Annotated in this window: 21 protein-coding genes; 12 read left to right on the forward strand and 9 right to left on the reverse strand. The window is 67.7% G+C overall.

Annotation, left to right across the window (positions count from 1 at the left end; genetic code table 11):
- Positions 1-129 precede the first annotated feature (129 nt).
- Complete coding sequence (locus FB600_RS01715; protein WP_036055974.1) at positions 130-810, forward strand: TetR/AcrR family transcriptional regulator; 681 nt, start codon at positions 130-132, stop codon at positions 808-810.
- 15 nt (positions 811-825) lie between these two features.
- Here the strand turns inward: FB600_RS01715 and FB600_RS01720 are convergent, their stop codons facing one another.
- Entirely contained in the window at positions 826-1,782 is a 957-nt protein-coding gene (locus FB600_RS01720) for an enoyl-CoA hydratase-related protein (protein ID WP_145756140.1), read from the reverse strand.
- Between the two features lie 347 nt (positions 1,783-2,129).
- Between FB600_RS01720 and FB600_RS01725 the strand changes: the two genes are divergently transcribed.
- Positions 2,130-2,732, forward strand: coding sequence for a TetR/AcrR family transcriptional regulator (locus FB600_RS01725; protein WP_308729504.1), 603 nt, complete (start codon positions 2,130-2,132; stop codon positions 2,730-2,732).
- A gap of 60 nt (positions 2,733-2,792) precedes the next feature.
- Here FB600_RS01725 and FB600_RS01730 read toward each other — a convergent pair whose 3' ends face one another.
- The gene (locus FB600_RS01730) at positions 2,793-4,115 is read right to left on the reverse strand and encodes a TIGR00366 family protein (RefSeq protein ID WP_013690505.1); all 1,323 of its coding nucleotides are present in this window, start codon (positions 4,113-4,115) and stop codon (positions 2,793-2,795) included.
- Between the two features lie 154 nt (positions 4,116-4,269).
- Positions 4,270-5,127, reverse strand: a complete 858-nt coding sequence (locus FB600_RS01735) for an NAD(P)-dependent oxidoreductase (protein ID WP_145756141.1) — start codon at positions 5,125-5,127, stop codon at positions 4,270-4,272.
- Positions 5,128-5,338: 211 nt separating this feature from the next.
- Here FB600_RS01735 and FB600_RS01740 point away from each other — a divergent pair, with 211 nt between their 5' ends.
- The 5 genes from FB600_RS01740 to FB600_RS01760 all read left to right on the forward strand — a co-directional run bounded on the left by FB600_RS01740 (position 5,339) and on the right by FB600_RS01760 (position 11,664).
- A complete protein-coding gene (locus FB600_RS01740; RefSeq protein WP_145756142.1) occupies positions 5,339-6,547 on the forward strand; it encodes an MFS transporter in 1,209 nt (402 codons plus the stop codon).
- Between the two features lie 42 nt (positions 6,548-6,589).
- Entirely contained in the window at positions 6,590-7,540 is a 951-nt protein-coding gene (locus FB600_RS01745; RefSeq protein ID WP_145756143.1) for an alpha/beta fold hydrolase, read from the forward strand.
- A gap of 350 nt (positions 7,541-7,890) precedes the next feature.
- Positions 7,891-9,312, forward strand: a complete 1,422-nt coding sequence (gene hpnJ / locus FB600_RS01750) for a hopanoid biosynthesis associated radical SAM protein HpnJ (protein ID WP_145756235.1) — start codon at positions 7,891-7,893, stop codon at positions 9,310-9,312.
- A gap of 99 nt (positions 9,313-9,411) precedes the next feature.
- A complete protein-coding gene (gene hpnI, locus FB600_RS01755; RefSeq protein ID WP_373421870.1) occupies positions 9,412-10,596 on the forward strand; it encodes a bacteriohopanetetrol glucosamine biosynthesis glycosyltransferase HpnI in 1,185 nt (394 codons plus the stop codon).
- Positions 10,597-10,662: 66 nt separating this feature from the next.
- A complete protein-coding gene (locus tag FB600_RS01760; protein ID WP_098152632.1) occupies positions 10,663-11,664 on the forward strand; it encodes a lysylphosphatidylglycerol synthase domain-containing protein in 1,002 nt (333 codons plus the stop codon).
- 37 nt (positions 11,665-11,701) lie between these two features.
- Here FB600_RS01760 and FB600_RS01765 read toward each other — a convergent pair whose 3' ends face one another.
- Positions 11,702-12,094: a TerB family tellurite resistance protein gene (locus FB600_RS01765; RefSeq protein ID WP_013690512.1), complete on the reverse strand. Its 393-nt coding sequence runs from the start codon at positions 12,092-12,094 to the stop codon at positions 11,702-11,704.
- A gap of 453 nt (positions 12,095-12,547) precedes the next feature.
- On the opposite strand from FB600_RS01765, the gene FB600_RS01770 reads away from it, so the two are divergent.
- The 3 genes from FB600_RS01770 (at position 12,548) to FB600_RS01780 (ending at position 15,205) form a co-directional block, all read left to right on the forward strand.
- A complete protein-coding gene (locus FB600_RS01770; protein WP_105859356.1) occupies positions 12,548-12,901 on the forward strand; it encodes a hypothetical protein in 354 nt (117 codons plus the stop codon).
- Between the two features lie 215 nt (positions 12,902-13,116).
- Entirely contained in the window at positions 13,117-14,484 is a 1,368-nt protein-coding gene (locus tag FB600_RS01775) for an autoinducer binding domain-containing protein (protein WP_145756144.1), read from the forward strand.
- Positions 14,485-14,959: 475 nt separating this feature from the next.
- A complete protein-coding gene (locus tag FB600_RS01780; RefSeq protein WP_036055958.1) occupies positions 14,960-15,205 on the forward strand; it encodes a hypothetical protein in 246 nt (81 codons plus the stop codon).
- A 28-nt stretch (positions 15,206-15,233) separates the two neighbouring features.
- Here the strand turns inward: FB600_RS01780 and FB600_RS01785 are convergent, their stop codons facing one another.
- From FB600_RS01785 to FB600_RS01805, 5 genes are all read right to left on the reverse strand, one after another.
- Positions 15,234-16,322 (reverse strand): glycosyl hydrolase family 28-related protein, encoded by a 1,089-nt coding sequence (locus FB600_RS01785; RefSeq protein WP_145756145.1) that lies wholly within the window; start codon positions 16,320-16,322, stop codon positions 15,234-15,236.
- 137 nt (positions 16,323-16,459) lie between these two features.
- On the reverse strand, positions 16,460-17,752 hold the full coding sequence (locus FB600_RS01790; RefSeq protein WP_223996162.1) for a carbohydrate-binding protein: 1,293 nt from the start codon (positions 17,750-17,752) through the stop codon (positions 16,460-16,462).
- A 496-nt stretch (positions 17,753-18,248) separates the two neighbouring features.
- The gene (locus tag FB600_RS01795; RefSeq protein WP_098152641.1) at positions 18,249-21,515 is read right to left on the reverse strand and encodes an efflux RND transporter permease subunit; all 3,267 of its coding nucleotides are present in this window, start codon (positions 21,513-21,515) and stop codon (positions 18,249-18,251) included.
- A gap of 12 nt (positions 21,516-21,527) precedes the next feature.
- Complete coding sequence (locus FB600_RS01800; protein WP_145756146.1) at positions 21,528-22,718, reverse strand: efflux RND transporter periplasmic adaptor subunit; 1,191 nt, start codon at positions 22,716-22,718, stop codon at positions 21,528-21,530.
- Positions 22,719-22,846: 128 nt separating this feature from the next.
- Positions 22,847-24,361 (reverse strand): efflux transporter outer membrane subunit, encoded by a 1,515-nt coding sequence (locus FB600_RS01805; protein ID WP_098152646.1) that lies wholly within the window; start codon positions 24,359-24,361, stop codon positions 22,847-22,849.
- A gap of 284 nt (positions 24,362-24,645) precedes the next feature.
- Between FB600_RS01805 and FB600_RS01810 the strand changes: the two genes are divergently transcribed.
- Positions 24,646-25,569 carry a LysR family transcriptional regulator gene (locus FB600_RS01810; protein WP_145756147.1) on the forward strand — a complete coding sequence of 308 codons (924 nt, stop codon included), beginning with the start codon at positions 24,646-24,648 and terminating at the stop codon, positions 25,567-25,569.
- 201 nt (positions 25,570-25,770) lie between these two features.
- Entirely contained in the window at positions 25,771-26,394 is a 624-nt protein-coding gene (locus tag FB600_RS01815; protein ID WP_145756148.1) for a TetR family transcriptional regulator, read from the forward strand.
- Positions 26,395-26,406 lie beyond the last annotated feature (12 nt).

The raw sequence follows: 26,406 nt of genomic DNA on the forward strand, positions 1-26,406 counted from the left end.
CGGATCTGTTGCACCGACGAGCGGCCGGCACATTCGCTTGCCGACTCGCTCTTATAATGGGCGCTACTCGCCGGCCCGCCGGCGCCGCATCCCTCGAACACGCATCGCGACGCCCTCACCGAACCCGCCATGACAGCCGACCAGGAGGCGAACCTCGCGCCCGATACCGAGGACGCAGGCAGCGAACGCTCCCCCCGCCAGCGCATCATCGAGGCGGCCTTCCGGATCTTTGCCGAGAAGGGCTACGAGAGCGCCAGCACGCTCGCGATCGCCACCCAGGCCAAGGTCTCGAAACGCGACATCTACGCCAACTTCAGCAACAAGCAGGACATGCTGCTGGCCTGCATCGAGGGCCGCGGCCAGCGCATGAACCTGGGCGCCGCGCTGCCGCGCGCCACCTCCGCCGCCATGCTCGAAAAGGTGCTCGCGAGCTTCGCCTCGCGGCTGCTGGTCGAGGTCACCGATCCGATCATCATCACCATCTACCGCCTGGCGATCGCCGAGGTGGCGCGCGCGCCGGAAATCGCCCGGACGCTCGACCGGATCGGCCGCAAGGCCTCGCAGCAGGCGTTGACGACGTGGCTCGCGCAAGCGCAACAGGACGCGCTGCTCGGCGAGGGCGAGGCAGCCGCGCTGGCGGCCGAGTTCCTCGCGCTCGCCTGGAACGACCTGCGCACCGACCTGCTGCTCGGCGTGGCGCCGCGGCCCTCGGCCGAGGCGCTGGCCGAGCAGGCACGCCAGGCAGCCGCGGCCTTCATGCGCCTGCATGGCAAGCCGGCGCCGCGCGCGCGCCGCAGCGCCGGCGCCTGAGCGTCGTTCAGGCGCTCACTTGCCCTGGAACACGGGCTGGCGCCCCTCGAGTTCCGCGCGGCGCCCTTCCACGAAGTCCTGCGACTGGAACAGCCCGCGATACTGCTCGGTCAGCTTGAACAGCGCGGCGTTCTCGGCCGGGTCGATCGCCAGGTGCGCCGAGGCGAGCGAGGCCTGGATGCCCAGCGGCCCGCAGGCCGCGATCCGGCCGGCGATCTGCACCGCCAGTTCGAGCGCCGCCTTCGCATCGGGCGCGATCGCCTGCACCGTGCCCATCCGATATGCCTCCTCCGCGCTCCAGTGATCGCCGGTCAGGATGTAGCGCATCGCATTGCCCCAGCCCGCTTCCCGCACGAAACGCACGGTCGAGCCGCCGCCGGGGAAGCGGCCGTGGGTGTTCTCGTCCTGGCCGAAGCGCGTATCGGCCGCCGCGACGCGGATGTCGCCCACCAGGAAGAGCTCGTGGCCCATGTCCCAGGTATCGCCATGCGCGACCGCAACCAGCGGCTTGGTCAGGCGCGGGCTGGGCGTGGTCGCGAGCGGGTTGATGGTGCCGCTCAGCGCGATCGGCGTCTTGTTGCCGAGCGCGCGGAAGCCGTCGATATCGATGCCGCGCGAGAATTGCTCGCCATGCCCGAACAGCACCGCGGCCCGCAACGAAGGATCGTGGTTGTAGCGGTAATAGGCCTGGGCCAGCAGCTCGAAGGTTTCCGGATCGACGCGGTTCTGGTTCGCCGGGCGGTTGATGCCGAGCAGCACGACCTGCCCGCGGCGCTCGACGCTCAGCTTGGCGCCCGAGGCGAGCGGCACCTCGTCGAGCCGGGTCGGTGCCACCTCGGGCGTTGGCGTCATGCCCGGCGCCGCCCCCTGCGCCTCGGCCGGCCCGGACAGCGCGCCCAGCGCTGACGTGCCGCCCAGCACCGCGGCGGTTTTCAGGAAGCCGCGCCGGGCGCGATCGTTCAAATCGGTCATGCGCCATCTCCTGTCGATGGTGAAAAAGGTCGAAATACATCGGCATATCGATGCCCGCCGCGGGACAAGAATCGGACATCACCCTCGCCTCGCCATTGATCAGAGGACTCCTGAGGAAGAGGTCTTTCGATATGCTTTCAAACACACCGACAGACTGTCCGGTCGCGGCTGAAAAGCGCTTCGTCCCGTCATCCGGCAGCGCGAGGCAAGTAACGGTACCGTACAGTACCACATCGACAAAAAGCGTGCGCAACCCGGCCGCCGACCTCGATCGGGCCATCGCCAGCGACTTCCATATCGTTTAGTATCTATATCGAATCGTCTTTGCGGAGTTCGACATGGCAAGCATGGGGCGTCCCCGTACCTTCGATCGCGACCAGGCGATCGAGGACGCAATGCATCTGTTCTGGGAAAACGGCTACGAATCCACCTCGCTGAGCCAGCTCAAGGCCGGCATCGCGACGGGGATTTCCGCGCCGAGCTTCTACGCGGCCTTCGGCTCGAAGGAAGCGCTGTTCCAGGAATGCGTGCAGCGCTACCTGAGCACCTATGCGCAGGTGACGGAGTGTCTGTGGGATAGCGCGTTGCCGCCGCGCGAGGCGATCGAGACGGCATTGCGCCGCTCGGCGAAGATGCAGTGCGAGCGCGGCCATCCGAAGGGCTGCATGGTGGCGCTGGGGGTGATGAGCGCGCCGTCCGAGGAACACGCCGGCGTGACCGCCTCGCTGAAGCAGTCGCGCACGCGCACCCGCAACGGCTTCGTCGCCTGCGTGCAGCGTGGCATCGACAGCGGCGAGTTGCGCGCCGAGGTGCCAGCCGCCGCGCTGTCGGCCGTGTTCGACAGCTTCCTGCTCGGCCTGAGCACCCTGGCGCGCGACGGCGTGCGCCACGCGGCGATGGAGGCCGCGATCACGCAGGTCCTCACCGTCTGGGACGCCGCCAAGGCTTGAGCGCGACGTGGATGCGAGCCGGCGAGCCGCCAGCGTGGCTGCCGGCCCCGCCCGCCGGGATCAGAACAGATACATGCCGGCCACGAACACCACGCCCGAGAACAACAGCGCCGTCACGCAGTAACCCATGATGTCGCGCACGCCGAGCCCGGCGATCGCCAGCGCGGGCAGTGCCCAGAACGGCTGGGCCATGTTGGTCCAGGCCTCGCCGTAGGCGATCGCCATCGCCGACTTGCCGAGATCGGCGCCCAGCGCCTGCGCGGCCGGCATCACGAAGGGCCCCTGCACGACCCAGTGGCCACCGCCCGAGGGCACCGCGAAATTGATCAGCGCCGAGCTCAGGAAGGCCAGCAGCGGGAAGGTGTGCACGTTGGCGACGTCGACGAACCACTTGGTGATCACGCCGGCCAGCCCCGAATGATCCATCAGCGCCTGGATGCCGGCATAGAACGGGAACTGGATCATGATCGAGCCGGCGCCGCGCGCGGCCGCGCCGATCGCGCGTGCATAGGCCATCGGCGTTCGATGCAGCACCAGGCCCGCGGCGAGGAACACCAGGTTGACGGTGTCGATATCGAGCACGAAGCCCTTGACGCGAGTGCGGATCACCAGGAACACCACGCACAGCAGCGCGACCAGCAGCGACAGCAGGCGGCTCTCCTCCATGCGCTCGGCCCAGGTCGCGTTCGGCCCCAGCACGCGCTCGAAGCTCGGCGCCTCCTCCAGCAGCTTCGGGTCGATCGAGACCACTTCGTGCGGCTTGGGCATCATCAGGCGCGCCAGGATCGGCAGCATCACGATCAGGCCGATCGTGACGAAGGCGTTGTAGCCGGTGAAGATGGTCTGCGACACCGGAATCAGGCCGACCAGCTTCTCCATCGGGTTGCCCTTGGTGGCCGCCACCAGCGGCACCGAGCCGGACAAACCACCGTGCCAGGTCAGGAAGCCCATGTAGGCCGAAGCCACCAGCAGCCGGTAGTCGGAGCCGGGCACGCGCCGCGCGACCTCGCGCGCCAGCATCGCGCCGAGCACCAGGCCGAAACCCCAGTTGATCGCGCAGGCGATGCCGGCCACCAGGGCGACCAGCATCACGCCGCCGGCCGGTGTCTTCGGCGAGCTGGCCAGCGCCACCAGCAGGCGCTTGACGGGCCCGGAGCTGGCCAGCGCATGGCCCGTCACCAGGATCAGCGCCATCTGCATGGTGAAGGCGAGCAGGTTCCAGAACCCGCTGCCCCACAGCAGCACGAGTTCGGCCGGCGCCTTCGGCGTGAGCGAGAACGCCAGCACGAAGGTGACGACCGTGAGGAAGATCGCGAAAATCAGCGGATCCGGCAGGACCTTGTGCACGATCTGGGTGAAAAAGCGGGAAATACGGGAAATCACGGGGTCTCCTCCGAGGGTCTCGATATCGGTGCTTTGTTGGGTACGGCGCAAACGAAGGCGACATCATACGTCCGCTCTCGCCTGCGCGTCGGCCCGTGTTCGCCGTGCCCCTCGACACCCTCCGGTGCCTCGTCCACACCTCCCGAACCGACGGCTAGCCCCGCTCTTTTGCGCGGATCGTGTAGTCGGCCATGATCGACCAGTCGCGCTCGCCGCCGCCGGCCTCCACGGCCCGGCTCATCTGCTGCCTGACCGCATCGAGCATCGGCAACTGCCGGTCCAGCGCCTCGGCTGCCGCGCCGGCCAGGCGCAGGTCCTTCAGGCCCAGCCGGGCCTTGAATCCGGGCTCGTACTGCTCGCGCAGGATGTTGCCCGAATAGACCTGGTAGGAGCGGCTGCCGAACAGCGTGCCCAGAATCAGGTCGAAGAAGCGTTCGCGCTCCAGGCCGTTGCCCTCGGTCAGCACCACCGCCTCGGCCATCGCCTCGATCGCCATGGTGATCATCATGTTGCAGGCGATCTTGGCCGCATGGGCGGTGGGCGGCGCCTCGCCCATGTCCCAGATGCGCTTGCCGAGCACCTCGAGCGCCGGCCTGGCCTTGTCCAGCGCCGCGGGCGCGCCGGCGGCGAGGATATTCAGTTCGCCGGCCGCGGCCACGTCGGGCCGCCCCAGCACCGGCGCGGCCACGTAATCGATGCCCGCCGCGCGGTGATGGCCGACCAGTTCGCGCGACAGCGACACCGAGATGGTGGAGGCCACCACGTGCACCAGACCGGCGCGTGCCGTGGACAGCACGCCCTGGTCGAGCAGCACCTCGCGAATCGCGGCATCGTCGGCCAGCATGGTGATGGCCAGGTCCGCCTGCAGTGCCTGCGCGGGCGCGTCCACCGCGCTCGCCCCGTCGACCGCCCCGCCCGAGCGGTTCCAGATCTTCACGTGATGGCCGGCCGCAACCAGATTGCGCGCCATCGCGCCCCCCATGGCGCCAAGGCCCAGCATGCCGATTTCCATTGCTTCTCCCGATCGATGAGTGGGTGGTTCGCGAGATATTTATACTAATTGATACATATATCGTTGACAAGGTCAGGCATCCCCTTTAGTTTACCGATCGATACATAAGTAAGACTTGCATCAGCGCAGCCGCCAATGCGTCGTGGCCGACGTTCGTCCATTTTTGTATCGAGTGGTATGTATCTATCATCAACGACCGGAAACCAAGACCGTGACCACCCTGAGTTCCACCACCACGCAAGCCGGATCCGCTCGCCTGCCGCTGGCCGCCCTGCTGGCGCTGGCGATGACCGGCTTCGTCTGCATCATGACCGAGACCTTGCCGGCGGGCCTGCTGCCGCAGATGGCGGCCGGCCTGGACATTTCCACCTCGCTGGCCGGGCAGACGGTGACGGCCTACGCGGCCGGCTCGCTGCTGGCCGCCATTCCGCTGACCATCGCCACGCAGCGCTGGCGCCGCCGCAAGGTGCTGCTGCTCACGCTGGCCGGCTTCCTGGTGTTCAACTCGCTCACCGCGCTGTCCGACAACTACGCGCTGACCCTGCTCGCGCGCCTGCTGGCCGGCGCCTCGGCCGGCCTCGCCTGGAGCCTGCTGGCCGGCTACGCGCGTCGCATGGTGCCGGTGCGCCAGCAAGGCCGCGCGATGGCCGTGGCGATGGTCGGCACGCCGATCGCGCTGTCGCTGGGCGTGCCGCTCGGCACCTGGCTGGGCGGCGCGATCGGCTGGCGCAGCGCGTTCGCGATCATGTCGGTGCTGAGCCTGGTACTGATCGCCTGGGTGCTCGCCAAGGTGCCCGACTACCCCGGGCAGGCCGGGCATCAACGCATGCCCTTGCGCAAGGTCCTCGTCACGCCGGGCGTGCGCCGCGTGCTCGGCGTGGTGATCGCCTGGATGCTCGCGCACAACCTGCTCTACACCTATGTCGCGCCGTTCGCGGCCCTGGCCGGCCAGGCCCGCCATGTCGACCTGGTGCTGCTGGTGTTCGGGCTGGCCGCGCTGGCCGGCATCGCCGTCACCAGCCGGCTGGTCGACCGGCACCTGCGCGCCGCGGTGCTGGCCAGCCTGGCCGGCTTCGCGCTGGTCGCGCTGCTGTTCGCCGGGTTCGCGACGCTGCCGGCCGTCCTCTATGGCGGCGCGGCCGCCTGGGGGCTGAGCTTCGGCGGGGCCGCGACCTTGCTGCAGACCGCGCTGGCCGATACCGCCGGCGACGGCGCGGATGTCGCCCTGTCGATGAACGTAGTCGCCTGGAACGGCGCGATCGCCGGCGGCGGCCTGCTCGGCGGCGTGCTGCTCGATGCCTGGGGCGCGGCCTCGTTCGCGCCCGCGCTGGTGCTGCTGCTCGCGATCGGTTTCGTCACGGCCTGGTGCGGCAGCGCCCATGGTTTCCGCCCCGGCCCACGCCATATCGAAGGTCACTGAGTCATTCGATCCACTTCACTTTTTTCATAAGGAGTCTTCATCATGTTTCGACGCCTGTTGCAAGGCATTGGCTTCACCCTGTCACTGCTACTCGCCGGCCCCTCGTTCGCGGCCGATGAGTTCCCCTTGCCGCCCGGCTTCACCAGCGGCTACGAGACCATCGACGGCGTTCGCCTGCACTACGTGAAGGGCGGCAGCGGCCCGCTCGTCTACCTGGTGCATGGCTTCGGCCAGACCTGGTACGAATGGCACCAGCTGATGCCGGAACTCGCCCGCAATCACACGGTGGTCGCTCCCGACCTGCCGGGGCTGGGGCAATCCGCCGAACCCGGCTCGTATCGCGCCACCGAGGTCGCGCCGCTGTTGCACCAACTGGCGCTGCGGTTCAGCGGCCAGCGCCCCTTCGATCTGGTCGCGCACGACATCGGCATCTGGAACACCTACCCGATGCTGGTCCGGCATCCCGAGGACATCCGCCGCGCGGTCTACATGGAGGCGCCGATTCCGGACGAATCGATCTATTCGTTCCCGGCCTTCACGCCGCAAGGGGAATCGCTGGTCTGGCATTTCAGCTTCTTCGCCGCCGATGAGGACCTGGCCGAAACCCTGATCGCCGGCAAGCAGCGCTTCTTCCTCGAGCATTTCATCAAGAAGCACGCCAGCAACCAGGCGGTGTTCACGCCGGCCCTGCTAGACCGCTACGCGCGCTCCTACAGCAAGCCGCACAGCCTGCACGCCGCCTTCGGCTATTACCGCGAGCTGAACCAGGACGTGCGGGACAACGCGGAGCTGTCGCGCAGCAAGCTGACGATGCCGATGCTGGCGATCGGCGGCGGCGGCCATGGCGGACTCGGCCAGTTCGAGACCGATCAGTTGCGCCGCTACGCGACGCAAGTCAGCGGCCGCGTGCTGCCCGATTGCGGCCACTGGCTGCCGGAGGAATGCGCGGCACCGCTGAACCAGGCCGTGATCGACTTCCTCGACGCGCCCTGACGCGAGCGGCTGCCCGAGCGTTCCAGCCGGGCAGCCTTCGCGGATCCGGTATCGAGCACGGCCGAAACGCATCCGCATTTCGAATGCGTGAATATTTCATTACATCGATCCGACGTCGACTCGCGCTTCGTAACCCGGCGACAAGGATTCTGGCTGGAACAGCTGTCATCAAGCGACCTTAAGCTTGTCTTCAGGTTCGCCTTCGTAGGATCGCGAACGAAACGCGGTATCCACGCGATGCTTCGATATCGCGCCACCCACGACAGCGAACGCCAGCCATGTCCCCAGCCCCGACCGTAGCCAGCCACGCCCCGCTCGCCGTATCCGGCGCGCAAACCGAGGTGCCTGTCCTGAAGACGTTGTTCCTGCAGGCGCCGTCCTATGACGGCTTCGACGGCGGCGCCGGCTCGCGCTACCAGGCCAAGCGCGAGATCCGCTCGTTCTGGTATCCCACCTGGCTGGCCCAGCCCGCCGCCCTGGTGCCCGGCAGCCGCGTGCTCGACGCGCCCGCCGACGATCTGTCGGTAGCGCAAACGCTGGAGATCGCCGCCGACTACGAGCTGGTGATCATCCACACCAGCACGCCCTCGTTCCCGACCGACGCGGCCTTCGCGCAAGACCTCAAGCATCGCAAGCCCTCGGTGCTGATCGGCATGGTCGGCGCCAAGGTAGCCGTCGATCCGCACAACTCGCTGGTGGCCTCCAACGCGATCGACTTCGTCTGCCGCGAGGAATTCGACTACACCTGCCGCGACGTGGCCGAGCGCAAGCCCTTCGCCGACATCCTCGGCCTGAGCTACCGCACCGCCGACGGTGCGATCGAGCACAACGGCGCGCGCCCGATGATCGAGGACATGGACGCGCTGCCGTTCGTGGCGCCGGTGTATCAGCGCGACCTGAAGATCGACAACTACTTCATCGGCTATCTGAACTACCCCTATGTGTCGATCTATACCGGCCGCGGCTGCCGCTCGAAGTGCACCTTCTGCCTGTGGCCGCAGACGGTGGGCGGCCATCGCTACCGCGTGCGCTCGGTCGAGAACGTGCTGGCCGAGGTGAAGTGGATTCGCGACAACATGCCGGAAGTCAAGGAGATCATGTTCGACGACGACACCTTCACCGACTTCAAGCCGCGCGTCGAGGAGATCGCGCGCGGGCTCGGCAAGCTGGGCGTGACCTGGTCCTGCAATGCCAAGGCGAACGTGCCGTACGCGACGCTGAAGATCATGAAGGAGAACGGGCTGCGCCTGCTGCTGGTGGGCTACGAATCGGGCGACGACCAGATCCTGCTGAACATCAAGAAGGGCTTGCGCACCGACATCGCGCGCCGCTTCAACGAGGACTGCAGGAAGCTCGGCATCAAGATCCACGGCACCTTCATCCTGGGCCTGCCGGGCGAGACCAAAGACACGATCCGGAAGACCATCGAATACGCGAAGGAGATCAATCCGCACACGATCCAGGTCTCGCTGGCGGCGCCTTACCCGGGCACGCGGCTCTACGAGCAGGCGATCGAGAACGGCTGGCTGGAGGAGAACAAGACCATCAACCTGGTCAGCAAGGCAGGCGTGCAGCTCGCCGCGATCGGTTATCCGCACCTGTCGAAGGAAGACATCTACCACGAGCTCGAACACTTCTATCGGGCCTTCTACTTCCGGCCCGCGAAGATCTGGGAGATCGTGCGCGAGATGCTGAGCAGCTGGGAGATGATGAAGCGGCGCCTGCGCGAAGGCGTCGAGTTCTTCCGCTTCCTGCGCGCGCACGAGGCCTGAGCCGCCATGCTGGAGCGCCAATCGCTCAACACCCTGCGCGCCGCCGCGCTGCGGCGGATTTCCCACGCGATGCCGGTCACGCTGATCGCACTGGTCGCGATGACCGCCTTGATCGCCGGGCACCGGGTGCCGGCCGCCGAGGTGCAGCGGATCGTGGTCGATCTGGTCTCGGCCTGCGCCGCCTTCGGCGTCGCCTACACGCTGCTGTCCGCCTCGCTGGTCGGCCGCTTCCTGGCACGGCCGCGCGCGGCTCCGGTCGCCTTCCCGCCCGTCACGCTGATGAAGCCGCTGCACGGCGACGAATGGCGGCTCGTCGAGCATCTCGCCAGCTTCCTCGAACAGGATTATCCCGGCCCGATCCAATACGTGTTCGGCGTGCAGGATGCCGAGGATCCGGCGCTGCATGCCATCGCCGAACTGCGCGCGCGCTATCCGTCGGCCGATATCGCCACCGTCGTCGACGCGCGCCTGTACGGCCCCAACCGCAAGATCTCCAACCTGGTCAACATGCTGGAGCAGGCTCGCCACGACCTGCTCTGCTTCGCCGACAGCGACGTGCGGGTCGGACGCGACTACCTGCGCATCGTGGTCGGCACGCTGCAGTTGCCCGGCGTCGGGCTCGTCACCAGCGCCTATCGCGGCGTGAGCGCGCCCGGCTTCTGGCCGCGCGCCTCGGCCGCCTCGACCAACTACGGCTTCTTTCCCGGCGTGGTGATCGGGTTGGCCACCGGGCTCGCGCGGCCCTGCTTCGGCCAGACCATCGCGATCGATCGCGCCACCTTGAACCGGATCGGCGGCCTCGGCCACTACGTCCATCATCTCGCCGAGGATCACGCGATCGGCGAGGCGGTGCGCGCCACCGGCGCACTGGTCGCGATCCCGCCGCTGCTGGTCGACCACGCCTGCGTCGAGGCGAGCTCGCGCATCTACTTCAGGCACGAATCGCGCTGGAGCCGCACCATCCGCGCCGCCGATCCGCTCGGTCATCTCGGCGCCGCGCTGATGCATCCACTGCCCTTCGCGCTGCTCGCCCTGCTCGCCTCGGGCGGCAGCGAGCACGCCTGGCTGCTGGCCGGCGCGGCCCTGCTCGCGCGCTGGATGCTCAAGTGGCGCGTCGATCGCGTGTTCGGCCAGCCCTTCAGCGACTGGGCCTGCCTGCCGCTCTACGACCTGATGCAATTCCTGATCTACGTCGCGAGCTTCGGCCTGAGCGACGTGGTCTGGCGCGGCCGGCGCTTTCGCGTCGATCCGGGCGGCCGCCTCACGCCGCGCTTGGACGAGTGAGCGCGCGTTGCGCTTGCCGCCAGGTCGCCGCGCCGGCTCGGATCGACGCCGCGAGGCCAAGCTGAGATGAAATCGATCGGCGCCGTCGCCGCGGCCCTGGGGCTCGCCATCGCCGTCTGGCTGATCTGCCGCGACCGGCCCGAGGCGATCCTGGCCTTGTTGCGCGAGGCCGGCGGCGGCCTGCTGATCGCCGCGGCCGCGCATGGCCTGCCGATGCTCGCCAACGCCGCCGACTGGCGCCTGCTGCTGCGTCCCACGCGCCGCCCGCCGCTCGCCACCATGCTGAAACTGGTGCTGATCCGCGAATCGATCAACGGGCTGCTGCCGGTGGCGCGGATCGGCGGCGAGGTGGTGTCGTTCCGGCTGCTGCGCGGGCTGCGGATCGGCCCGAGCGCCGCCATCGCCAGCCTGGTGGTGGACATGCAACTCACCCTGATCAGCCAGGTGGTGTTCGCCCTGCTCGCCTGCGCCTGGCTGCTGCACGGCAACGGCGCGGGCAGCGGCGACACGTTCCGGCAGATCCTCACCGGGCTGGCCCTCGCGGTGCCGGTGCTGGCCCTGTTCGCGGCCGTGCAGCACGCGCGGCCCTTCCGGCGCCTGGCGGGCATGCTCAATCGCGTCACCAGCGGCGGCTTCGTCGAGCGCATCGGCGCCTCGGCCGCGCGCATCGATCTCGCCGTGATGCTGCTGTGGCGCAATACCGGCATGGTGCTGCGCTACCTGCTGATCTGGCAGACCCTGCAATTCATGGGGTTTTCGCTGGAGATCTGGCTCGCCCTGCATGCGCTCGGCGCCCAGGCCGGCTTCGTCGACGCGATGGCGATCGAGGCGCTGATCCAGTTCCTCAGCAGCATGGCCTTCCTGGTGCCGGCCGGGATCGGCATCCAGGAAGGCGGCTTCGTGGTGATCGGCGGCCTGTTCGGCCTCGATCCCGCCCTGTGCCTCGCGCTGGCCGGCGCGCGACGCCTGCGCGACCTGCTGTTCTACCTGCCGGGGCTGGCGGTCTGGCAGCGCACGGAATGGCGCGCGCGCCGGGCCCGGGTCGCCGAGGCCTCGCGCCCGGCCTGAGCCCGGCGCGTCGTCGACGGGCGCGGCCCAGTCTGCTTCAATGCGGGCGCGGCGTCCAGGCGTCGAGGATCGCTGCCAGCACCACGATCTCGGCATCCGCCAGGTGTCGATCGGCCGAGGCCACGGCCAGGCACTGCTCGATGGTCCGCTTGCGCAGCTTGGGATCGTCGATTTCGGCGAGCAGCGGCTTGAGCGAGGCTGGGTCGAGAACGGCCGAGATGGTGCCGGACGAAGCCTGGCCGAGCGCCTGGTCCTCGCACAAGGCCTGCACGATGCGCTCGAATTCGGCCGTGCCGAGCCCGAGCTTGCGGGCAATGCCCAGCGTCTCGATCACCTGTTCCTCGCGACGATCGATATGACCGTCCGCTATCAGCACCAGCGCCACGATGCGGGCTGCCGCCTGGGGGCTGTTGCGGGGATAGCTTCTCATGCTGCCGATTCCTTTGCGGTGGATGCCGCCTCGTGAGTGAGGCACCAGTGTCGGCGAATCCGGATATCGGAAAAAGCAGAGATTATTGTCACAATACTTCGTAAAAACCGAAGCCAGGCACGCCGGTCGGCTTGACCATTCTTCAAGACCTTTCATGCTCGCGCGGCTCCGTGGCCGCGTATCATTTTGGCTCCCGGGCGTGACGCCGGCATGCGATGCACGGGTGAATCCCGCCCCCGCCCGAAGCGCATCGGGAAGGCATGGACGACGAGCCGAAGTTGTTTCGCGCCCGGCGAAAAATAAGCATCCACCCTGCATTTAATGACAGCTCCCGAAACCGGGTCGAGCGTCTATGCTCCCGTCGAAGGACGCGTCGTGCGTTCAGGCAAGCCATTACGATCTGCCTTCATCGTCACCCCTTCCATCACGAATTGACCGGCTCACGTGGAGAACATGCATTCCGAGGCAGGCAAGCTCGCCCCGCTCCCGTCTCGTCGCCCGGGCGGCGGTTGCACGCCCGTGATGGGATGGAGCCGGCATGATTCGGGCGAGCCCGTCGCCGCCGAATTGAGCCTCGCGGTGCTGTCCCACGACCGGCACGGCAACGTGATCACCACCGCGGCGGCTTCCGTCGGCCTGCACGAGGTGGCGGTGGCGATCGTCGAACTGGCGCGCCGTCTGCGCAAGCAGATCTACTGCGGTTATCGCGGCCTGTTCCTCAGCGCCGACCACGATACGCAGCCGCAGGATATCGTGCGCGCCTATACCAGCTTCACCAGCCTCGGGCGGGAAGGCGAAGCGCGCTGATTCGCCGGCGGCGCCCGCCGCCGCGCGCCCTGGATCAGTCCGGCCGCATCGTCCCGCCCGAGCCTTTCCCTGTTCGAAACCCATCTCCCTCGCCAGCCCCTTCATCGCCGGCCGATTCGCGCGCCGCAATCGCGTTACCATGCGCATCGCCCCGCGCGGCAAGCCGGCAATCACGCGCGGATTACGAATTGAAATGAAGCGGTTCCGAGGCAGAGATGGCTGAAAACACGTTCAGGATCGGCGCCGATTCCTTTACCTATCGCTTGCGCGAACAGGACGGCGGGACCCTCGTCGAACGGGACATGCTGATGTCGGGCGCGGGCGGCAGCGAATTCCGCGTAACCCAGGCGATCTGCGCCGGCGGTGCGCCCTTGCTCGACTTCCTGCGCGCCGATCCGCATGCCGCCGCCATCGAGCACGTGGTGGGGCCGCGCATCGCCGACATCGCGCTCGACATGTCGGAGCAGGCCGACGCGGCAGCCGCCCCGAGCGTGCCGGACGCGCTGTCGGCGATCGGCGAGATCGCCTACCTGCCCGACGAGGCCCGGCTCGCCAGGCAGGCCTGGCGCATCATCCAGGCGCTGAAGGCAAGCACCGCGTTCTACTTCCTGGTCGACACCGACGACGAAGGCGAAATCCGCGCGTATCGAATCATCATCCTCTCGCCGGCCTTCGGAAAGGCCATGCAGACCTACGTGCATCGCCGCTGGTATTCGACCGATCCCTTCCTGATCCACGCGCGCAAAACCCAGCGCGTGTGCTTTTCCTCCGATGTCGGCCTGATCGAGAACCTCGGCGGCAGTTGGCGCGAAATGGCCGAGTTCGCGCGCGAGAACGGCATGAAGAGCTGGCTGGCCGCGCCGGCCCACGAGCCGCGCTCGCAACGCTTCGGCGTGCTCTACGTGGCCAACGACACGCTGCCCTCGCAGGAGGGCGAGGCACCGCTGCGCAGGAACGTCGCCCTGTTCCGCACGCTCTCGCGCGAGATCTTCGAGTGGTATGAAAGCCGCGCGCGATCGGACAAGATCATCGAACTGGGGCTGAGCTCGCAGGAGCTGCGCGTGCTCAGCGGCCTGTCGCGGCAATTCCCGCTCGAGCTGATCGCCGACACGCTCGAGATCGGCAACACGGTGCTGCGCGACCGGCTGCTGCCCGCGATCCGCGCGAAATTCTCGGTCTCGCGGATCGGCGAGGCCGTGCGCGAAGCCGAGAAGCACAACCTGCTGATGGCGATCGGCGAGCGCAAGGTGGCCTACATCGTCTATAGCGAGACCTACGGCATCTTCCTGCGCGAGGAATACGGCGCGCAATTCTGGTCGCAACTGAACCCGTCGGGCATTGACCGCGCGCAGATCTTCAAGGATCCCGAGGCGGCCCGCCATTATTTCCAGCCGCGCGGCGGCTCCGCGGCCTACGTGATGCGGCGCGTGGACGTGCATCACACCGCCAGCGTGGCCACGCGCCAGGAATGCCTGGCGGCGGGCCTGCCGGGCTGGGAGCCCGGGCACCTGTCGAGCGAGGGGCCCAGCGACGATTCCGGCACCTGGGGCGCGCTCGATGCCTCGCACCTGAATCGTCAATAATCGCGCCTAGCATTTCCTCGCCGGAGGTTCAAGCGGGTTGAACCTCCGCGTCCGGGGCGCCTAGAATCCTCCGCTTGCAAGCCACTGCGATGCGGTCGGCGGTGCCTCGCCGGCGCTTCGCGTCGCGCTCCGGTCGGCATCGGCAGGATCGCGCCGGCATGCCCCCTTTCGACGTGTGAGAAACGCCCGTGGCCGAACCGTCTTCATCGCTCCCTGCCCGCGCCATCCCCGGCCCGGCCGGCATGTCGAGGCGCGAAGGCCACCTGTCACGCCACCGTCCCCGGTTTCGACGCGAGATCCTCTCGCTCGCGTCCCGCCTGTGTGCTCTGACGCTTCCATCCTCGGAATCAGGCGGTCTCGTTGCGCCCATTCACGCCCGCAAGGACCGCGACGCGCGCAACATTTTTCTTCCACTCCCGCCGCGCCTCGCGCGGGTACCGGCCATCCGCCGAAGCGAACCGCAAGGGACGAACGCTTGAACGCCAGCCAGCCCATCGATCCACACGAGTTCGTCCGCATCCTGGCCGCCGGGCGCAGCATCGATGCATGCGCACACACCTTCGTCCATATCGGCGACGAAGGCCTGTGGTGCCGCAATCCCCATGGGCTCGATGCTTACTTCGGCCGCGCCCTGCCCTCGGTCGACTACGCGCGCGAGATCCTCGTCGCACTCTCGCGCGGCACGGTGTTCGGCGCGGTGCCGCGGCGGACCGGCGACTGAAGCCGGGCCACGGCACGACGCGCCGCGCTCAGCCGCCGCCGTTGTGCGAACCGTCGCCGGTGCCGGGCTGGTAATTGCTGATCGTGCTGCGGTCGACCAGGTTGGTGGCCGGCGTGAACCCGAGCACCGACGCCGCCGAGCCGCTCGTGACGTTGCCCGAGATCCGCATTCCGGCGCCGCCCTGGCTCAGCCCGCCGCCGGCACTCATCACCGCGACGGCGTCGCCCTTGGCATTGAGGATCAGGTTGTCGGCGATCGTGTCGTTCGAACCGTTCATGGTACGGCTGTTCGAATCGGTGCCGGCCACGATGCCCATCCATTGCGAGCCGTCCGTCACCGAGTTCCGGATCGTGTCGCCGGTCGCGCCCATCAGCGCGAAACCCCGCCCATAGGCATTCGCCAGCGCGTAGTCATGCGTGAACAGATTGCCGGAATCCTGCCGGCTGTCGAAGGTGTAGGAGTCGTCCGAGTAGGAATCGTCGCCGGCCTGGTAGACCTCGTTGCTGTCGACCGTGTTGTTCAGCGAGCCGTTCATCAGCGCGATGCCGTCGGCATTGCTGCCTTCCACCAGGTTCCTGACGATCTGCGCGCCGCTCGCGCCGTCCAGGCGGATGCCGTTCGAGGCCGCGCCGAGCGTGGTGACGTGCTCGACCCGGTTGTTCGCGCCGGTCACGTCGATCGCCGCGGCCAGCGGCTGCGAACTGCGGTTGGGCGCGCGCGTGGAAGTCACGAGATTGGAGAGCGTCGCGCTGCCGGTGAGCCGGAGCGCCTCCTGGTCCGGATTGCTCGCCACCAGGATGGTCTGGGCGCCGGCGCCCGTCACCGTCACGCCGCCGAGCGTGAGGACCGCGCTGTGCAGGTAGGTGCCGGCCGGAATATAGGCCGTGCGGTGCTGCGAGGCCGCCGTGTTGAAGGCGTTCTGCATGGCCTGCGTGCAGTCGCTCCTGCCGTCGCCGATCGCGCCGTAATCGGCCACATTGAGCGAATTCGCGGGCTGCGCCACCGCGGCGGCCGGCGCGCCGGGCGAATCGCCCGGCGTGGCCGCGATCGACGCGGTCGCGCCGAGTGCCGCCCAGGCCATCACGGCCGAGACGACGGGAATCAGTCTGGTTTTCATGATCTCGCCTCATGACGCGGCCACCTCGCGTCCGGCCGCGATGCCGTTTCAACGATGAGGAAACGGCGGCCCCGCGATGCGAGGGCCGCCGGCGTCACGCCGGGGCCTCCATCGGCCCCGGCATCGGGATCACCGCATTACTGCCCGAGATCCTTGGCGAAGCGCAGGCTGTAGCCGAGCGTGCCGACGCCGCCGATGGTGTTGCAGGTCGGCGAGGCGGTACCCGGCGCGCAATCGGCATCGCGGTCGAAGGACCAGAAGTGCAGGCCGGCCAGGCCGTTCTTGATCACGAAGGCCGACACCGCGTCGGCATCGGAGAGCGTGAAGCTCTCGCCGGCCGAATCGTTGCCGCCGATCATCGGCGTGATCTCGATCTGGCTGTACGGCACGCCCCAGTGATCATGCAGGTTCATGGCCGCCTGGATGGCCGACTGCCCCATCTGGCAGGCGCCGCCCACCAGCACGCAATTGCCCGGCAGGGCCGAGCCGTAATCCATCGTCATCAGGTCGATGGTGTAGTTCTTCAGGTTCGAGCTCTTGATCGCCTGCATCACCCAGTCGCCGAGCACGTTGAAGCTGTCCGGCGCGCTGGCGCCCCAGGACGTGGCCTGGGTGGCGCCGTTCGGTGCCGGGGCCACGGTCTGCAGCGTGAAGCTGAAGCGCAGGTTCGGGAACTGCTGCTGGGCGTTGGCGGCACGCTGCACCAGGCTGTTGATCACGGCCTGCGACTGGCCCCCTTCGATATCGAAATCGATGCCGACCAGGTTCTTGGACGCGTAGCGGTTGATGAACGTCGTCATGCCCGCATCGGTGCCGCAGGTGAAGACGCCCGCCGCGCCGCCGGTCGACAGGATGTAGTTGACGTTGGCGGCCGACAGCAGCGGCACGTTGACGGAAGCCAGCGTATTGCCGGCCACGCCGCCCCAGTTCTCGCTGCCGCATTCACCGTTGGCGAAGGCCAGCGTGAGCGTGTGGGTGCCCGTCGGCAGCGCCGAGGCGATCGGCTTGAGCGAGCCGGTCACGTTGGTGGAGATGGTGTTGGTGTTCCAGTTCAGCGAGATCGAGGTGTCCTTGTACGGGCCATAGATGAAGCCGGCCGCCGTGCCGGTGGGCGAGCCCGTTCCCGGCCCGCTGCCGCCGCCGTTGCCGGGATCCGTGCCGCCCCCGTTGCCCGGGCCGGTGCCGGAGCCCGAGACCGGCGTCCACAGCGAGGCCACGGTCGGGTTCCAGCCGGTGCCGGTGTAGTCCGTCTGGTTGACGAGCGCTTGGTAGTCGCTGCCGTTGTAGGTGACGATGGTGCCGGCCGCGTAGAAGGTATCGGGCGCCCAGGCCGCGGCAGCCATCGCCGCGTGCGGGGCGGCCGTCGCCAGCAGCAGGGCCGCCGCCGCGTTCAGCACCAAGGCCGGGAATGCCAGACTCTTTCTCTTCATTTTGATATTCATTTCTTGTATTCCTGATCAATGGGAGAGGATGGGTATCACGAATCTTCTTGCATTCTTATTCGCTCATCCATCGATTTCGATGGCGGCGTTGCATTATTGAAGATTATCCGCAATCAGGAAGCTGGCAGGAATATCAGGTTTTCCGGATTTCTCGCCGGGCCCGGGGTTCGTCTGTATGTAGTTGCTTCACAAACTACAGACGCACCGCCCGGCAAGCAATTTGCATGTTAAGTAGTTACACCATTGCGCAGGATCCAGCCGACATGACCCGCAACGCATCGACGGCGGCCACGTCGGAAAGCTCGAATTCATCATCCAATTCTTATTGGATTTTTATAAATCATTCACCAAAAAATGATTAAATCAACTGAATCAATTTCGTGGCCTCAATTCGACATCCGGTCGATGCGATGCATCCCGTCGACGATGAAACGAATCACGTCGGAATGCATCGCAAGGCCTGGCGATACCTCGCTCGGCCCGCTCAGGAACGAGCCTCGGCCCCATCCGCCGGGTCCGGACGGCGCAGCTTGTGGGTCACCTCGTCGAGCTTGTCGCCCAGCATCCGGCGCACCGCCACGTAGAACACCGGGATCAGCAGGACGCCCAGCGCCGTGGCGAACAGCATCCCGCCGATCACGCTGACACCGATCTCGTGCCGCGAGGTCGAGCCCGCCCCGCTGGACAGCACCAGCGGCAGCACGCCGAGGATGAAGGCCATCGAAGTCATCAGGATCGGCCGCAGCCGCAGTTTCGCCGCGCGCAGCACCGCGTCGTACAGCGTCAGGCCCTCGGCCTGCCCCTCGATCGCGAACTCCACGATCAGGATCGCGTTCTTCGCGGCCAGCCCGATCACCGTGACCATGCCGATCTTGAAGTAGATGTCGTTCGGCGTATTCGTCAGCAGGCAGAACGAGAGCATCCCCAGCAGGCCGAGCGGCACCACCAGCAGCACCGAAACCGGCACCGACCAGCTCTCGTAGAGCGCCGCCAGGCACAGGAACACCACCACCACCGACAGCAGCATCAACTGCGTGGCCGAATCGCCGGCGATGATTTCCTGGTACGACTGCCCGGTCCAGTCGGCCGCGAATCCCGGCGGCAGGGATTTGTCCACGATCTGCTGCAGCGCCTGCATGGCCTGGCCGGTCGAATATCCCGGCGCGGCGTTGCCGACGATCTCGACCGCGGAATAGCCGTTGTAGCGCGGCAGCGCCTGCGGGCCGACACTCCAGCCCGAATGGATCACGCTCGACAGCGGCACCATGTTGTACGGGCTGATCGCCGCGTTGCTGGAGGACGGATCGACCGGCGCGGTGGAGGTGCTGACCGTGCCCGAACTCGAGGCCGAGGCCGAGGCGGTGCCGCCGCTCGTGGTGGAGGCGCTCGCATTGGTCGGCGTGTAGAAGTGGCCCAGCGCATCGAGGCTCATGCGGAACGGCGCATCCGCCTCCAGGTAGACGCGCTTGACGCGGCCCGCGTAGGTGAACTGGTTCACGTAGAACGGCGCCAGCTCCATCTGGATGGTGTTGTAGACGTCGGACAGCGACAGTCCCATCGATTCGGCCTGCACACGATCCACCGAGAGCTTGAGCTGCGGCGCCTCGGGCAGCGAGTTCGGCCGGATGCCGTACAGCACCGCGCTCTTCGCGGCCGCGCCGAGCAGCATGCCCTCGGCCTGCCCGAGCTGCGCGCGGGATTGTCCGGCGCGCGCCTGCAGGTACATGTCGACGCCGCCGAACTGGCTCAGGCCGCGGATGGTCGGCAGGTTCACCACGAAGATCTGCGCGTCGTTGATGCCGTGCAGGATCCCGTTCGCCTTCGGGATCAGCTGCATGGCCGTCTCCGAGCGCTGGCCCCAGTCGGTGAGCTTGATGAAGGCCATGCCGACGTTCTCGCTGCTGCCGACGAAGCTGAAGCCCTCGATGCCGAACACGTCGTCGATATCCTTGCCGATCGCACTGTGCTTCAAGCGCTCGCGCACCTCCTTCATGACCCGGTCGGTGCTCTGCAGCGTCGAGCCGGGCGGCAGGTTGACCAGCGCGAGCACGAAACCCTGGTCCTCGTCGGGCACGAACGAGGTCGGCAGCCGCGTGTAGAGGAAGCCGGCCAGCACGCAGACGGTGACGAAGGCCATCATCCAGCGCGGCACATGGCGCACCGCGCGCGCCACCTGGCCGATGTAGGTCTCGCTGAGCCGGTTGAAGCCCGACTCGAAGCGGCGGAACACGAGGTTCGGCTCGCCGTGCCGGTCATGCTTCAGGATGGTGGCGCACAGCGAGGGCGTGAACGACATCGCGAGAAAGGCCGAGAAGGCCATCGACACGGCGATGGTCAGCGCGAACTGCGCGTAGATGATGCCGGTGGCGCCCGGCTGCAGGGCCGAGGGCACGAACACCGCGGCCAGCACCACGGTGATCGCGATGATGGCGCCGGTGATCTGCCCCATCGCCTTGCGGGTGGCCGCGCGTGGGTCCAGCCCCTCCTCGCGCATGATGCGCTCGACGTTCTCGATCACCACGATCGCGTCGTCCACCACGATGCCGATCGCCAGCACCATGCCGAACAGGGTCAGCTGGTTGATCGAGAAATGCAGGGCCGACAGGCCGATGAAGGTGCCCAGCAGCGCCACCGGGATCACCAGGGTCGGGATGAGGGTGGCGCGGATGTTCTGCAGGAAGATCAGCATCACGAAGAACACCAGCACGATCGCTTCCACCAGGGTCTTGACCACGTCGAGGATCGAGGCCGTGATGAAGGGCGTGGTGTCGTAGGGCACGTCCCAGGTGACGCCGTTGGGCAGGTCCTTGGCGAGCACCGCCATCTCGGCCTTGACCGCCTTGGCCACCGCCAGCGCGTTGGCGCCGGGCAGCAGGTAGATGCCCAGGCCGCCCGCCGGCTTGCCCTGGTAGATGGCCGAGGTGCCGTAGCTCTGCGCGCCGAAGGTGATGCGCGCCACGTCGCCCAGGCGCACCACCGTGCCGTCGTTCTTCGACAGCAGGATGATGTCGCGGAACTGCTGCAGCGAGGAGAACAGCGTGTCGCCCGATACCGTCGCCGTGAACGTCTGCCCCTTGACGGCCGGGTCGGCGCCCACCGAGCCGGTCGCGAACTGCGCGTTCTGCGCGCTGACCGCGCTCTGCACCTGGGTGGTCGACAGCCCATAGGCCTGCAGCTTGTCCGGGTCGAGCCAGATGCGCATCGCGTACTCGGCGCCGAGCATGAAGGTATTGCCCACCCCGTTGATACGCGCGATCACCGGCTGGATCTGCGAGGCGATCACGTCGCTCAGGCGGGCCGCGTCGATGTCAGGGTTGCTCGATTGCAGGCTCAGGAACATCAGGATGTCCGGGCTCGCCTTGGCCACCTGCAGGCCCTGCTGCGTCACCTCGGTGGGCAGCAGCGGCTCGGCGAGCGCGACCTTGTTCTGCACCTGCACCTCGGCGATGTCGGCATTGGTGCCGGTGGCGAAGCTCAGCGTGATGGTGGCCTGGCCGTTGCCGTTCGACGCCGAGCTGAAATACAGCAGGTTGTCGATGCCGGTGAGCTGCTGCTCGATCACCTGGGTGACGGTGGATTCGAGCGTGGCGGCGTTCGCGCCGGGATAGGTGGCGGTCACCGTCACCTGCGGCGGCGCGATGTCGGGATAGGAGTCGATACCCATCTTCAGCAGCGAAATGGTGCCGATCAGGCAGATCAGGATCGGAATCACCCAGGCGAACACGGGACGATCGATAAAGAAGCGCGGCATGGATCGTTCTCCTCAGGATGCCTGGCCGGCTTGCAACGCGGAGGCGGCGCCCTGGCCCGCGGCCGGCGGCTGCCAGGGGCCGGCCTTGACGGTCACGCCCTCGCGCGCGCCCTGCAGCCCGGTGACGATCACCTCGTCGCCGGCGGACAGCCCGCTGGTGACGATCCAGTCGTTGCCATAGCTGGCGCTCGCCTCCACGTTGCGGCGCTGCGCCTTGCCGCCGGCCACCACCATCGCGTAGGCGCCCACCACGTCGCGCTGGATCGCCTGCTGCGGGATCAGGAACACGCCGTTGCGCCGGCCGAAGTCGGCCTTCAGGGTGACGAACATGCCGGGCAGCAACTGGTGCTGCGGGTTCGGGATGCGCGCGCGCAGGTTGACCGCGCCGGTGGTCGCGTTCACCTGGGCATCGGAGAAGTCGAGCGTGCCCGCCTGCCCGTAGGTGCTGCCGTTCGGCAGCGTGACGCTGACGGCGGTGCCGGCCTGCCCCGCGAGCGCGACATGGCCCGCGCCCTGCGCCTGGCGCAGCGTCACCAGGTCGGCCGCGCTGAGGGTGAAGTTGACGTAGAGCGGATCGATCTGCTGTACGGTGGCCAGCAGCGTGCCGCTCGCGCCGGCGTCGGACACGCCGCTGCCCACCACGGTGCCGGCGGTCACCTGCTGCTCGCCCGCGATGCCGGTGATCGGCGAGGTGACCTTGGTGTAGCCCAGGTTCACGCGGGCGCTTTCCACCGAGGCCCGGTCGGCCTGCACCTTGGCGGCCGCGCTGCGCTCGGCCGCATCGGCGTTGTCGACCGTCTGTTGCGACACCGATCCGACCGGCAGCAGCTGATGGTCGCGCTCGGCCGTGATGCGATCGTTGACGTAGGTTGCCTGGTCCTCGGCCAGCGTGGCGAGGCTGTTGTCGAGCACGGTCTTGTAGTAGCTCGGGTCGATCTCGAACAGCGTTTGCCCGGCCTTCACCTCGCTGCCCTCGGCGTAGCTGCGCTTGAGCAGCACGCCCGACACGCGGGCCGTCACGTTCGCGCTGTAATAGGCCGACAGGCGGCCCACCAGGTCGCGCGTCAAGGGCACGTCCCGCGGCTGCGCCGTGACGGTGGCCACCACCGGCGGCGGCGCGGGCGGCGGCCCGCTCTTGCCGCATCCGGCCAGCGCCAGCAAACCCGTGGACAGCAGCGATGCACCCAGGAAAGATCGATTCATGTCACACCACACCGAATTCGTGAAATGGAAAACCCGCGCGGCGCGGTGAAGCCGTCGCCGCCGGATGGAGAAAGCGCGGGAGTCGGGCTCGCGAGCGGATCGGTCGACTGCGCGACCCGCGCCGCCGCTCATTCGAGGCCGGTCGAGGCGGCACCCGCCGGCTTGGGGCGCGTCGACGAACCCAGCTGCGCGCCGTGCGCGTCGTCCGTTTCGTGCGCGTGGTCCCATTGCCAGCCGCCGCCGAGGTTGCGGATCAGGCTGACGCTGCCTTGCGACAGCAAGGCACGCGTGTCCTCCAGGTTCTGCCGCGCCTGGATCAGCGTGAGCTGCTGGGTCAGCAGGTCCTGCTCGCTGGCCGTGCCGATGCGCTGCTGCGCGCTGGCGCTGTCGAACAACTGCTGGTTGCGGCGGTAGATGCCCGCATATGAACGGGCCTGGTCCTGCAGGTGGTTCAGCGAGGACAGGCTGTCCTCGACGTTCTGGAACGCGCCCAGCACCGTCTGGCGATAGCTGGCGACATCCTCGTCATAGGTCGCGCGCGCCTCGCGCACGGCGGCCGTGCGCGCGCCGCCGTCGAAGATCGTCGCGGCCAGCGTGGGGCCCAGGGTCCAGAAGCGGCTCGGCACCGTGAACAGGTTGGCCAGCGTGTTGTGCTGGAAGCCGCCCTCGGCCGAGAGCGTGAGCGTCGGGAAAAAGGCCGCCTCGGCCACACCTATCTTGGCGTTGGCCGCCGCCGCGGTGCGCTCCGCGCTGACGACGTCGTAGCGTCTCTCCAGCAGCTGCGACGGCAGGGCCAGCGGCACCGCCGGCAGCGCGAACGCATAGTCGGGCCTGGGCTCGATCGAGAAGCCGCCGGGCGCCACGCCCACCAGCACCGCGATCGCGTGCTCGTCCTGTTCGCGTGTGATCCGCGTCGACTGCAGCGAGGCGATCACCAGCTCGAGCGTATCCTGCGCGTTGAGCACGTCGTCGTTGGACGAGGTGCCGAGCGCGAAACCGCGGCGCGTCATCTCGAGGATCCGTTCGTCGATGCGGCGCTGCTGGGTCAGCAGGTCGATATCCATGTCGGCCTGGCGCAGCTCCAGATAATCGATGGCCAGGCTGGCCGCGATCGACAAGCGCTCGCCCGCCAGTTGCGCGTCGCTGGCCTGCGCGCTGGCCTTGCTCGACTCGATCTGGCGGCGCACGCTGCCCCATAGATCAGGCTCCCAGCTCGCCGTCAGCGAAGTGGAAGCCAGGTTGCTCACGCCCGCCTGCGAACTGCCGCTCGATGCCGCGTTCGCCCCGCTGCCCGAGCGGGTGCCGGACAGGTTCGCGCCCACCGTCGGGAACAGGCTGGCGCGGTCGGCCATCACCGTCGCCAGCGCGAGCCGGTAGGCTGCCTCGGCCTGCGCGATCGACTGGTTGGCCCGCTGCGAGCGCTCGATCAGGTCGGTCAGCGTGGCGTCGTGATAATCGAGCCACCAGCGGCTCGACAGCGAGGCCTGCGGGTTCGCCTCGGCGCGCTGCCAGTTGGCCCCTTCCTTGAAGGCGAGCGGCAGGTCCATGGTCGGCTTCCGGTAGTCCGGCCCCACCGCGCAGGCGCTCAGCGCGACGGCCACGGCAGCCGTCGCCAGCCAGCGCGCCGCGCGTCGCGCTTCCATTACAGAAACTTTCGGATCGCTAAGCGATGCATGCTTGCCGGAATCCGTGTCTTGTCGATCTGCTGGGGCCATGCGGCTCGTCCTGTCCTGGTTTCCCGGCCCACGCGTCGTAATCGCCAGAAATGAGCAAGCTCGCCGCGCCGCGCGAAAAGCCCTCGCATCGGGCGATGGCGAGCCGGGAATAGTGGTCTAATCAACTTGTCTGGCTCGCAGCTTAGAGCGTTTTTTTTGACCCCACTAGACGAGCTATTCGCATTGATGTCGTCCGAAATTGAGAGGAATCGATGATCGACCTCAACGAGATCTACCTGTTCGTCGAAGTGATACGAGCCGGCAGCTTCGCCGAAGCCGCGCGCCGTCTCGGCATGCCCGCGAACACCGTCAGCCGGCATATCCAGGCCCTTGAAAGCAAGATGAAAAGCCCGCTGATCCTGCGCACCACGCGCAAGCTGACACTCACCGCGATCGGCCAGGCCTTCTACGATCAATGCGCGCAGAACGTCGCCGACATCGTGCAGGCCAGCCAGGAAGTCAGCGATATCCATGCGACGCCCGGCGGTTCCCTGCGCGTCGCTCTCCCGGGCGACTTCTTCCATGTTTTTCCTGTCGCCTGGATCACCGAATTCCTGTCCGCCTATCCGTCAGTCAACCTCGAATTCCTCACCGACGACGCACGCGCGGATCTGGTCACGCACGCCGTCGACGTGGCTTTCCGCCCCGTCTTCGCCCTGGAGGACAACACCGTGCGCCGGGTCATCTCCTCGGCGCAGCGCCGCTTGGTCGCCGCGCCGGCCTATCTCGCCGCTCATGGGATTCCGCGCACGCCGGACGAGCTGTCGCGGCACGACTGCCTGTTGCTGTCGCGCACGCCCGGCCTCGAGGTCTGGCATCTGAGCGGGCCGCAGGGCAATGCGCGGGTGGAGGTGAGTGGGCGCTTTCTGAGCAGTTCGATCGAGCTGATTCGCAAGACGGCCATCGAGGGGCTCGGCATCGCCCTGCTTCCCGAGGTCTGCATGCAGGCGGATATCGATGCGGGACGCCTGGTTCCGGTCCTCGACGACTATCGCGCGACGAACGCCCAGTTCTGTGCGGTGTTTCCGAGCCATCGCTATATCCGGCGCGTCACCACCCTCTTCGTCGACTACATCCAGGACAAGATCCGGAGTACCCGCGCGCTGCGCGAGGCGGCGTCGCGCCTGACTGTCTGAAACCTGAAGCGCGGCTGTCGGGAAAATTACTGTGCCGCGTGGAGGTCAGTCACCCGGATTCGGGCACTAGCCCGAGGCGCCGAAGCTCGCTAGATTGGCAGCGCCGGATCGGGACAGCGGCAACGAGCTGCACGTCCGGTCCGCGGACGTCGCACCCAACCTCGATGTCCCAACTCGTCATCGCACAACCGGGAGCCTTCGATGAGGCGTACGCAGGAGCAGGCCATGCACACGCGTGCCAGGATCCTCGACTCCGCGGTCCAGGCCTTCCTGCGGCAAGGCCTGTCGCATACCTCGCTGGCCGATATCGCCGGCGTGGCGGGCGTCACGCGCGGCGCCGTCTACGGGCACTTCAGGAACAAGTCCGCCTTGTTCGAGGCCATGCTCGAGCATGCGGGGCTGCCCGTCGATCCCTTCCTGATCGCCTGGCACGCGCCGGAGCCGGACCCGCTCGAACAACTGCGGGCGGCCCTGGTCCGCCATCTCGCGCTGGTGTTGTCGAATGGCGTCGCGCGGCGCGTCTACAGCATCGTCCATTCGCGCTGCGAAGTATCGGAGGAGACCCGGGAGTTCTGGGAGAAGGTGCATAGGGGGCGCCGGGCCGCCGAACAGCGCATCGTCGATGCGCTGGCCGATGCGCACGCGCAGGGACAGCTCGCGGACAACGCCGATATCGCGCAACTGGCGGCCTTCACGCACGCCAGCCTGATGGGCTTCTTCCTTCGCAGCCTGGCGGAACAGGCGAGCGTCGCGCCGCACCAGAGCGCCGAGCATGTCGTCGATCTCGCCTTCCTGCTGCTGCGCCCGTTCGAGGCGGCGGATTGAGTCGCGAGCGCG

Source organism: Burkholderia sp. SJZ089, from assembly GCF_007828315.1.
GTDB classification, from domain to species: domain Bacteria; phylum Pseudomonadota; class Gammaproteobacteria; order Burkholderiales; family Burkholderiaceae; genus Burkholderia; species Burkholderia gladioli.

Coding starts and splice junctions, on each gene's coding strand:
- FB600_RS01735 (WP_145756141.1), bottom strand. CDS start 5,127: ATGGAAATCGGCATGCTGGGCCTTGGCGCCATGGGGGGCGCGATGGCG.
- FB600_RS01720 (WP_145756140.1), bottom strand. CDS start 1,782: ATGACCGATTTGAACGATCGCGCCCGGCGCGGCTTCCTGAAAACCGCC.
- FB600_RS01715 (WP_036055974.1), top strand. CDS start 130: ATGACAGCCGACCAGGAGGCGAACCTCGCGCCCGATACCGAGGACGCA.
- FB600_RS01815 (WP_145756148.1), top strand. CDS start 25,771: ATGAGGCGTACGCAGGAGCAGGCCATGCACACGCGTGCCAGGATCCTC.
- FB600_RS01770 (WP_105859356.1), top strand. CDS start 12,548: ATGCATTCCGAGGCAGGCAAGCTCGCCCCGCTCCCGTCTCGTCGCCCG.
- FB600_RS01745 (WP_145756143.1), top strand. CDS start 6,590: ATGTTTCGACGCCTGTTGCAAGGCATTGGCTTCACCCTGTCACTGCTA.
- FB600_RS01725 (WP_308729504.1), top strand. CDS start 2,130: ATGGGGCGTCCCCGTACCTTCGATCGCGACCAGGCGATCGAGGACGCA.
- FB600_RS01765 (WP_013690512.1), bottom strand. CDS start 12,094: ATGAGAAGCTATCCCCGCAACAGCCCCCAGGCGGCAGCCCGCATCGTG.
- FB600_RS01760 (WP_098152632.1), top strand. CDS start 10,663: ATGAAATCGATCGGCGCCGTCGCCGCGGCCCTGGGGCTCGCCATCGCC.
- FB600_RS01785 (WP_145756145.1), bottom strand. CDS start 16,322: ATGAAAACCAGACTGATTCCCGTCGTCTCGGCCGTGATGGCCTGGGCG.
- FB600_RS01810 (WP_145756147.1), top strand. CDS start 24,646: ATGATCGACCTCAACGAGATCTACCTGTTCGTCGAAGTGATACGAGCC.
- FB600_RS01790 (WP_223996162.1), bottom strand. CDS start 17,752: ATGAAGAGAAAGAGTCTGGCATTCCCGGCCTTGGTGCTGAACGCGGCG.
- FB600_RS01795 (WP_098152641.1), bottom strand. CDS start 21,515: ATGCCGCGCTTCTTTATCGATCGTCCCGTGTTCGCCTGGGTGATTCCG.
- hpnI (WP_373421870.1), top strand. CDS start 9,412: ATGACCGCCTTGATCGCCGGGCACCGGGTGCCGGCCGCCGAGGTGCAG.
- FB600_RS01800 (WP_145756146.1), bottom strand. CDS start 22,718: ATGAATCGATCTTTCCTGGGTGCATCGCTGCTGTCCACGGGTTTGCTG.
- FB600_RS01775 (WP_145756144.1), top strand. CDS start 13,117: ATGGCTGAAAACACGTTCAGGATCGGCGCCGATTCCTTTACCTATCGC.
- FB600_RS01805 (WP_098152646.1), bottom strand. CDS start 24,361: ATGGAAGCGCGACGCGCGGCGCGCTGGCTGGCGACGGCTGCCGTGGCC.